General features: G+C 65.2%; 7 protein-coding genes. 1 reads left to right on the forward strand and 6 read right to left on the reverse strand.

What is annotated here, in order from left to right; genetic code table 11:
- Positions 1-32 precede the first annotated feature (32 nt).
- Entirely contained in the window at positions 33-1,034 is a 1,002-nt protein-coding gene (locus BV908_RS21475; protein ID WP_011805635.1) for an IS1595-like element ISCsp2 family transposase, read from the reverse strand.
- Positions 1,035-1,342: 308 nt separating this feature from the next.
- On the opposite strand from BV908_RS21475, the gene rnk reads away from it, so the two are divergent.
- Entirely contained in the window at positions 1,343-1,750 is a 408-nt protein-coding gene (gene rnk / locus BV908_RS21480; protein WP_015913710.1) for a nucleoside diphosphate kinase regulator, read from the forward strand.
- A 55-nt stretch (positions 1,751-1,805) separates the two neighbouring features.
- Here the strand turns inward: rnk and BV908_RS21485 are convergent, their stop codons facing one another.
- The 5 genes from BV908_RS21485 to BV908_RS21505 all read right to left on the reverse strand — a co-directional run.
- Positions 1,806-2,969 (reverse strand): acyltransferase, encoded by a 1,164-nt coding sequence (locus tag BV908_RS21485; RefSeq protein WP_103739174.1) that lies wholly within the window; start codon positions 2,967-2,969, stop codon positions 1,806-1,808.
- 186 nt (positions 2,970-3,155) lie between these two features.
- A complete protein-coding gene (locus BV908_RS21490) occupies positions 3,156-4,112 on the reverse strand; it encodes a nitronate monooxygenase family protein (protein WP_011805963.1) in 957 nt (318 codons plus the stop codon).
- 78 nt (positions 4,113-4,190) lie between these two features.
- Positions 4,191-5,981 carry an acyl-CoA dehydrogenase gene (locus BV908_RS21495; RefSeq protein ID WP_011805964.1) on the reverse strand — a complete coding sequence of 597 codons (1,791 nt, stop codon included), beginning with the start codon at positions 5,979-5,981 and terminating at the stop codon, positions 4,191-4,193.
- An 80-nt stretch (positions 5,982-6,061) separates the two neighbouring features.
- Positions 6,062-6,994, reverse strand: a complete 933-nt coding sequence (locus tag BV908_RS21500) for an FAD-binding protein (protein ID WP_015913713.1) — start codon at positions 6,992-6,994, stop codon at positions 6,062-6,064.
- 21 nt (positions 6,995-7,015) lie between these two features.
- Positions 7,016-7,672 (reverse strand): electron transfer flavoprotein subunit beta/FixA family protein (locus BV908_RS21505; RefSeq protein WP_103737219.1); only part of this gene is annotated, 657 nt, incomplete at its 5' end.

Raw genomic sequence — 7,672 nt, forward strand, 5'->3', positions numbered from 1 at the left:
TTAGCTCCAGCAGCCCCATTGATACTGTGATTTCATCCAGCAATGGTATCCGATTGGCTCTCCCCGGTGTTCTTGCTCACGACATCCCCATACGTCACTGGCGGCGTAACCACCGCTTGCTGCAGCAAGCGGTAAAACAGCATCCCGCGTGAGCTGGATGTGCGCCGGTTGAAACGGAACACGAATTCATCGAGATAGGCGTCCAGGTGGTCTGGCTGTACAGAGCCATGATGTGTTCCCAGCACCCAGCGCTGTACCAGTGAGGCGACCCGGTGCACTCCCGCCATGGAGACATGGGCAGGTACGCCTGAGCCGAGCATGACGGTGCGCTGGTGGGTGTAACCCAGTTCTCCCAGAGCGCGGTATGCCGCCGAACCATCCGTGCGTACCTGGGCTCCAGGCTCGACCACCTCCTGCACAAAGGGGATTACGTGGGTGGCGGCGTCTCGGTCAATGCGGCGTAACCGGATGCGCCCAAACCCCTTGGGCTCCACGATCTCCACCGCCATGACCATCAACACTTTGGTGGTGCTGCTCTTGCGCCCTGCAGGGGTGGCGGGATTCTTGCGATCCGTGATGGACAGGTACGTTTCATCCACCTCCACAAGCCCCTTGAGCTTGTCCCGGCCCGGGCGGACCATGGCACGTCGAAACCGGTGCAGCATGGTCCAGGCGGTCTGGTAGCTCCCCAAACCCAATACGCGCTGCAGCCCCAGGGCGCTCACGCCTTGTTTCTGATTGGTCAGGTACCAAGCTGCAGCCAGCCAGACACGCAGCGGTGTGCGCGTCTTGTCAAAGATGGTTCCAGATGTCACTGTGCCTTGGTACTGGCATGAGCGGCACATCAGGCGGGTGCGGCTGGCGCGGTACACATCGCCAGCGTTGCCGCAACGCGGGCAGACGAAGCCTTGGGGCCACCGAAGCTTCTCCAGGAACGCCTGGCAAGCCTCTTCGGTGGCAAACCAGTCAAGAAATTCGTTCCAGGTGCGGGGGTAGTCCCCTCCAGGAGTTGGCGTTAGCATCTGGGTTTCCATCCAGCTATTCTCACGTCACTGGAGCTAAATAGATACCCCTTATGAATAAACAGTTATTCTGGCAATATCCAGAGGCCTACGCCATTTGCCGGAGGGCTGCAAGCGCAGCGCAATTCGCACTGCGCGCGTGTGAGATCCCTTGGCAAACGCGCCACCCGGCCGCACAATTCACCACTTCCGCACCCAATTTGGTGCTTTTTTTGAGAACATGCCTTGGCCCGGACAACCCCGTTGCCCGGGCTTTTGTCCGTTTGAGCGCGGCTGCCCGGCAGACGCGCTTTCACTATCGTTTACAAGGGAATCACACCATGCAGCGCAAGCCCCACATCATCCTGTCGTCCCTGGACCTGGAGCGCATCGAAGCCCTGCTGGAAAAACAAACCGCCCCCTTTCCTGGCCGGGAAGCACTGGAGGCCGAGCTGGACCGCGCCGACGTGTTCGATCCCAAGGACATGCCCCCCAATGTGGTGACCATGAATTCCACCGTGCGCTTCACGCTGCTGGAAACCGGCAAGACGAACACGCTGACGCTGGTCTACCCGAAGGAGATGGACGGCTCGGGCGACAAGGTGTCGGTGTTCGCACCCGTCGGCATCGCACTGCTGGGCCTGGGCGTGGGCGACGAATTCCAGATGCCCAGCCCCACCGGCCAGGTCACCGTGCGCGTGGACGCCATTGATTTCCAACCCGAGAACGCGGGTGAACTGCATCGCTGAGCGCGATCGCACCACCCAAGACCCGAGGCAGCCATGACTGGCTGCCTTTTTTTCGTCAGCGCAGGCCTGCCATGAGCGCGGTGGTCAGCAAGCCGGTTCCCACGAGCCCGGCCTGCCAGCGCAGCGCAGATTGCCATGTGGGAACGTGGCGCTCCACACGCTCGTACAGCAGGTGGCCCGCGGCGATCGACAGCACGAAAGCGATGCCCATGCCCGCCATCGCGGCGGCTACTGACTGCGGCCAGAAGTAGCTTTCCACCGCGTTGACGAGCACGCACACCGCAAAGTGCACGAGGAATACCGAATACGAGATCTGCCCCAGCCGGCTGAGCGGTGCCCAGCCTTGCCAGCGCTGCATGGCCAGGCTGCGCATGGCCACCACCAGCAGCAGCGCAGTCACGCCGGCCAGCGCAATGCGGGGGCGCCACTCCAGTGCCAGCGCAGCCACCACCAGCGCCGCGATCAGCAGCGCCCAGCTCCAGGCTCCCAGCGCGCGGGGCGACTGCACGGCCCAGTAGGCCAGCATGCCAAGGCCATAGGCACCGAAGAAATACACCGCCCAGACGTCCCAATCGGCGTCGCGGTTGAAGTACAGCAGCGAGGCGGCGACGCCCGTCGCCACGAGTGCCTGCGCGCCGCTCAGGGCCCAGGGCCAGTAGCGGGACATGCCGCTCGCACGCAGCGCCACCGCCGCGCGTGATACGCCAGCCAGGACCAACGTGGTGAGGGCGAACAGCTGAAAGTCGATGGCCACGTACCAGACGCCGGCCGACAGCGACTCCTCGTCCAGCACGCTTTGCAGCAGCAGCGCATGCGCGAGCAACTGGCCCAGGTCCGGAACGTCGGATACCGAGGCGTGATCGAACCACGGTTGCACGGTCGCCTGCACGACGATGGCGATCACCAGCGCCACCGCGTAGGGCACCACCAGGCGCACGAAGCGCCGTGCGATGCGCTGGGCTGGGTCGGTAAAGCGCGCCTGCCCCTGCGGCGCCAGACTGGCCGCTGCCAGGAATCCCCCCAGCACCAGGAACACCTGCACCGCCATGCGCGCGTATTCGTAGAGCCAGTCGATCAACCCCGGCACTGCTTGGCGCGCCACGTCGGACATGGGCCCGTAGAACGCCAGGTGGTGCCAGACGATGGCGGCGCAGGCCAGGCCTTTGGTGCAGTCGATCAACGCACTGCGGGAGGCATGAGACGGGGTGTGCTGGGACATTCAAAACAGGAACCCCGTGCCGGCAGCAGGCCTGCGACGGGGGTTCACGGTAATCGGGCAAGCCCGAGATTTTGCGCCTTTTGCGCTGATGCTGCTGACCGCTACACAGCGCACGCGCATCAACAAAAACGGCGCCCCTGGGGCGCCGTTGGGCCAACGGGGCTACGTTGCAGCCCCGCGCGGGCATCAGCCCAGGGCCAGGCGCTCGCGCGCCTGCTGGTATTCGCGGCGCAGGCGCGCGACGAGTTCAGCCGTCGAAGTGACCTCGGTGATGCTGCCGATGCCCTGGCCGCAGCCCCAGATGTCCTTCCATGCCTTCTTGGCGTCGCCACCGAAGTTCATCTTGCTCGGATCGGACTCCGGTAGGTTGTCGGGGTCCAGGCCTGCCGCGCGGATCGACGGCGCCAGGTAGTTGCCGTGCACACCCGTGAACAGATTGCTGTAGACGATGTCGTCGGAGTTGCCCTCGACGATGGCCTGCTTGTACGCATCGATGGCGCGCGCCTCGTGCGTGGCGATGAAGGCCGAGCCGATATAGGCGAAGTCCGCGCCCATGGCCTGCGCGGCCAGGATGGCGCCGCCCGAGGCGATGGAGCCCGACAGCGCGAGCGGACCGTCAAACCATTGGCGGATTTCCTGGATCAGCGCAAACGGGCTCTTCACCCCTGCGTGGCCCCCCGCGCCCGCCGCCACGGCGATGAGGCCGTCGGCCCCCTTCTCGATGGCTTTGTGCGCGAACTTGTTGTTGATGATGTCGTGCAGCACGATGCCGCCCCAGCTGTGCACGGCCTGGTTCACGTCCTCGCGCGCGCCCAGGCTGGTGATGACGATCGGCACCTTGTACTTGGCGCAGACCTGCATGTCGTGCTCCAGCCGGTCGTTGCTCTTGTGCACGATCTGGTTGATGGCGAACGGAGCGGAGGGCGACTCGGGATGCGCCTTGTCCCACGCCGCCAGCGTTTCGGTGATCTCGGCGAGCCAGTCGTCGAGTTGCTCCGCCGGCCGTGCGTTGAGCGCAGGCATGGAGCCCACGATGCCGGCCTTGCACTGCTCGATCACGAGCTGGGGGTTGCTGATGATGAACAGCGGCGAGCCGATGACGGGCAGCGAGGGTTTCTGCAACGCTGGGGGCAGTTTGGACATGCGGACGGTCTCCATAATAAAAATGGGCTATAGCGCTTTACCCGCAAGCGCTAGCAGCTATCAAAACAGAAGCAATTTTCAGAATGCTTCCAGCGGCAGAGCCGTGACGCTGGCCGCACCGTGCACGATTGCGTCGCGCTGGCCCGGCGCCTTGGTCAGCAGGTGGTCGGCATAGAAGCGCGCCGTGGCGATCTTGGCCTGCATGAAGGCCACGTCCTGTCCCTTGGCGGACAGCTCCTGCGCCACCAGCAACGCGCGCGCCAGCTGCCAGCCCGCCACCAGATTGCCGGCCAGCATCAGATAGGGCACGCTGCCCGCATACACGTCGTTGGGGTGGGCCTTGGCGCCACCGGCGATGAAATCCACCACTTCCAGGAATGCCTGGCGTGCGGCAGCCAGGCGCTGGGCCACCGCTTGAGCGTCGGCCGTGCCGCTGGCGCGCAACTCGCCCTCGGTGGCCTCTATCTGCGCGGCAATCGCCTTGGCCGTCTGGCCGCCGTCGCGCGCCGTCTTGCGGCCCACCAGGTCGTTGGCCTGGATGGCGGTCGTGCCTTCGTAGATGGTGAGGATCTTCGCGTCGCGGTAGTACTGCGCAGCGCCCGTTTCCTCGATGAAGCCCATGCCGCCGTGTACCTGCACGCCCAGGCTGGCCACTTCCAGGCTCATCTCGGTGCTGTAGCCCTTGACCAGTGGCACCATGAATTCATAGAACACCGCGTTCTGCTTGCGCACCTCGGCATCGGGATGGTGGTGCGCGGCGTCGTAGGCCGCAGCAGCCGTGGTGGCCATGGCGCGGCAACCCTCGGTGTACGCGCGCATGGTCATCAGCATGCGGCGCACGTCGGGGTGGTGAATGATGGCGGCGCTGCCGGCCACGCTGCCGTCGACCGGGCGGCTTTGCACGCGGTCGCGCGCGTACTGCACGGCCTTCTGGTAGGCGCGCTCGGCCACCGCGATGCCCTGCACGCCGACGGCGTAGCGCGCGGCGTTCATCATGATGAACATGTATTCCAGGCCCCGGTTTTCCTCACCCACGAGGTAGCCGATGGCGCCGCCGTTATCACCGTACTGCAGCACGGCCGTGGGCGACGCCTTGATGCCCATCTTGTGTTCGATGGACACGCAATGCACGTCGTTGCGCGCGCCCAGGCTGCCATCCTGGTTCACGAGGAACTTGGGCACCACGAACAGGCTGATGCCCTTCACGCCCTCGGGCGCACCCGCCACGCGCGCCAGCACCAGGTGCACGATGTTCTCCGCCATGTCGTGCTCGCCATAGGTGATGAAGATCTTGGTGCCGAAGACCTTGTACGTACCGTCGGGCTGGGGGTCGGCCTTGGTGCGCACCAGCGCCAGGTCGGAGCCTGCCTGCGGCTCGGTCAGGTTCATGGTGCCGGTCCACTCGCCCGTGACCAGCTTTTCCAGGTAGGTGGCCTTGAGTTCGTCGCTGCCGGCCGTGAGCAGCGCCTCGATGGCACCATCGGTCAGCAGCGGGCACAGCGCAAAGCTCAGGTTGGCGCTGTTGAGCATTTCCACGCAGGCCGCGCCGATGGTCTTGGGCAGGCCCTGGCCGCCGAAGTCGGCAGGGTGCTGCAAGCCCTGCCAGCCGCCCTCGGCGAACTGGCTGAAGGCCTCCTTGAAGCCCGGCGTGGTGGTCACGGCACCATCCTTGAACCAAGAGGGTTTCTCGTCGCCAACCACATTGAGCGGAGCCACCACGCCCTCGTTGAACTTCGCGCACTCTTCCAGCACGGCAGCGGCCGTGTCCAGACCAGCATCCTCGAAACCGGGAATCTGCGCGACCTGGTCGATGCGTGCCAAGTGCTCGATGGCGAACAGCATGTCCTTGACGGGGGCGGTGTAACTCATGGGTGTCTCCAACTCAAAACGGTACGAATGTGATCAAAAAAAAGGCATCGCAAGCGATGCCTTTTTGCCGGCGCAGCGGCTTACAGGGCCTTCACCAGTTCCGGCACGGCCTGGAACAGATCGGCCTCCAGCCCGTAGTCGGCCACCGCAAAGATCGGCGCCTCCGGGTCTTTGTTGATCGCCACGATCACCTTGCTGTCCTTCATCCCTGCCAGGTGCTGGATGGCCCCCGAGATCCCCGCCGCGATGTACAGCTGCGGCGCAACGATCTTGCCCGTTTGCCCCACCTGCAGGTCGTTCGGGGCGTAGCCCGCGTCCACCGCTGCGCGGCTGGCGCCAATGGCCGCGCCCAGCTTGTCCGCCAGCGGGGTCATGACTTCGTTGAACTTCTCGCTGCTGCCCAGCGCCCGGCCGCCCGAGACGATGATCTTGGCGGCGGTGAGCTCGGGGCGGTCGCTCTTGGTGACTTCGCGTCCTGCAAAGCTGCTCTTGCCGGCGTCGGCCACGGCGGCGGTGGTTTCCACCGCGGCGCTGCCACCCGTGGCGGGCGCCGCGTCAAAGCCGGTGCCGCGCACGGTGATGACCTTGACGCTGTCCGCGCTTTGCACGGTGGCGATGGCGTTGCCCGCGTAGATGGGGCGCTCGAAGGTGTCGGCGGAGATCACTTTGGTGATGTCGCTGATCTGCGCCACGTCCAGCTTGGCGGCCACGCGCGGGGCGACGTTCTTGCCGCTGGCGGTGGCCGGGAACAGGATGTGGCTGTAGTTGCCGGCAATCTGCAGCACCTGGGCGGCCAGGTTCTCGGCCAGGCCGTCCTTCAGGCTGGCGCCGTCGGCGTGCAGGACTTTGGCGACGCCTGCGATTTGGGAGGCGGCCTGGGCGGCGGCCTGCGCGCCTTCACCGGCTACGAGCACGTGCACGTCGCCCCCGCAGGCGAGTGCGGCGGTGACGGTGTTCAGGGTGGCGGCCTTGAGGCTGGCGTTGTCGTGTTCTGCAATGACGAGTACGGTCATGTTGTTTCTCCTGTCCTGCCTTTAGATGACCTTGGCTTCGTTCTTGAGCTTGTCCACCAGCGTGGCGACGTCGGGCACTTTCACGCCGGCGCCGCGCTTCGGGGGTTCGGCCACCTTGAGGGTCTTGAGGCGCGGGGCCACGTCCACGCCGAGGTCTTCGGGCTTGATGGTGTCCAGCGGCTTTTTCTTGGCCTTCATGATGTTGGGCAGCGTGACGTAGCGCGGCTCGTTCAGGCGCAGGTCGGTGGTGATGACGGCCGGGGTGGTCAGTTGCAGGGTTTCCAGGCCGCCGTCGACTTCGCGTGTGACGCTCACTTTGTCGCCGGCGACTTCGACTTTGCTGGCGAAGGTGGCCTGGGGCAGGTCGGCCAGGGCCGCCAGCATCTGGCCGGTCTGGTTGGCGTCGTCGTCGATGGCTTGCTTGCCCAGGATGATCAGGCCCGGTTGCTCTTTGTCCACCAGGGCCTTGAGCAGCTTGGCCACGGCCAGGGGTTGCAGCTCGGCATCGGTTTCCACCAGGATGCCGCGGTCGGCGCCAATGGCCATCGCCGTGCGCAGCGTTTCCTGGCATTGCGCCACGCCGCAGCTCACCGCGATCACTTCCGTGGCCACGCCTTTTTCTTTGAGCCGCACCGCCTCTTCCACGGCGATTTCGTCAAAGGGGTTCATGCTCATCTT

The organism is Diaphorobacter sp. LR2014-1, assembly GCF_002916785.1.
GTDB classification, from domain to species: Bacteria; Pseudomonadota; Gammaproteobacteria; order Burkholderiales; family Burkholderiaceae_C; genus Diaphorobacter; species Diaphorobacter nitroreducens.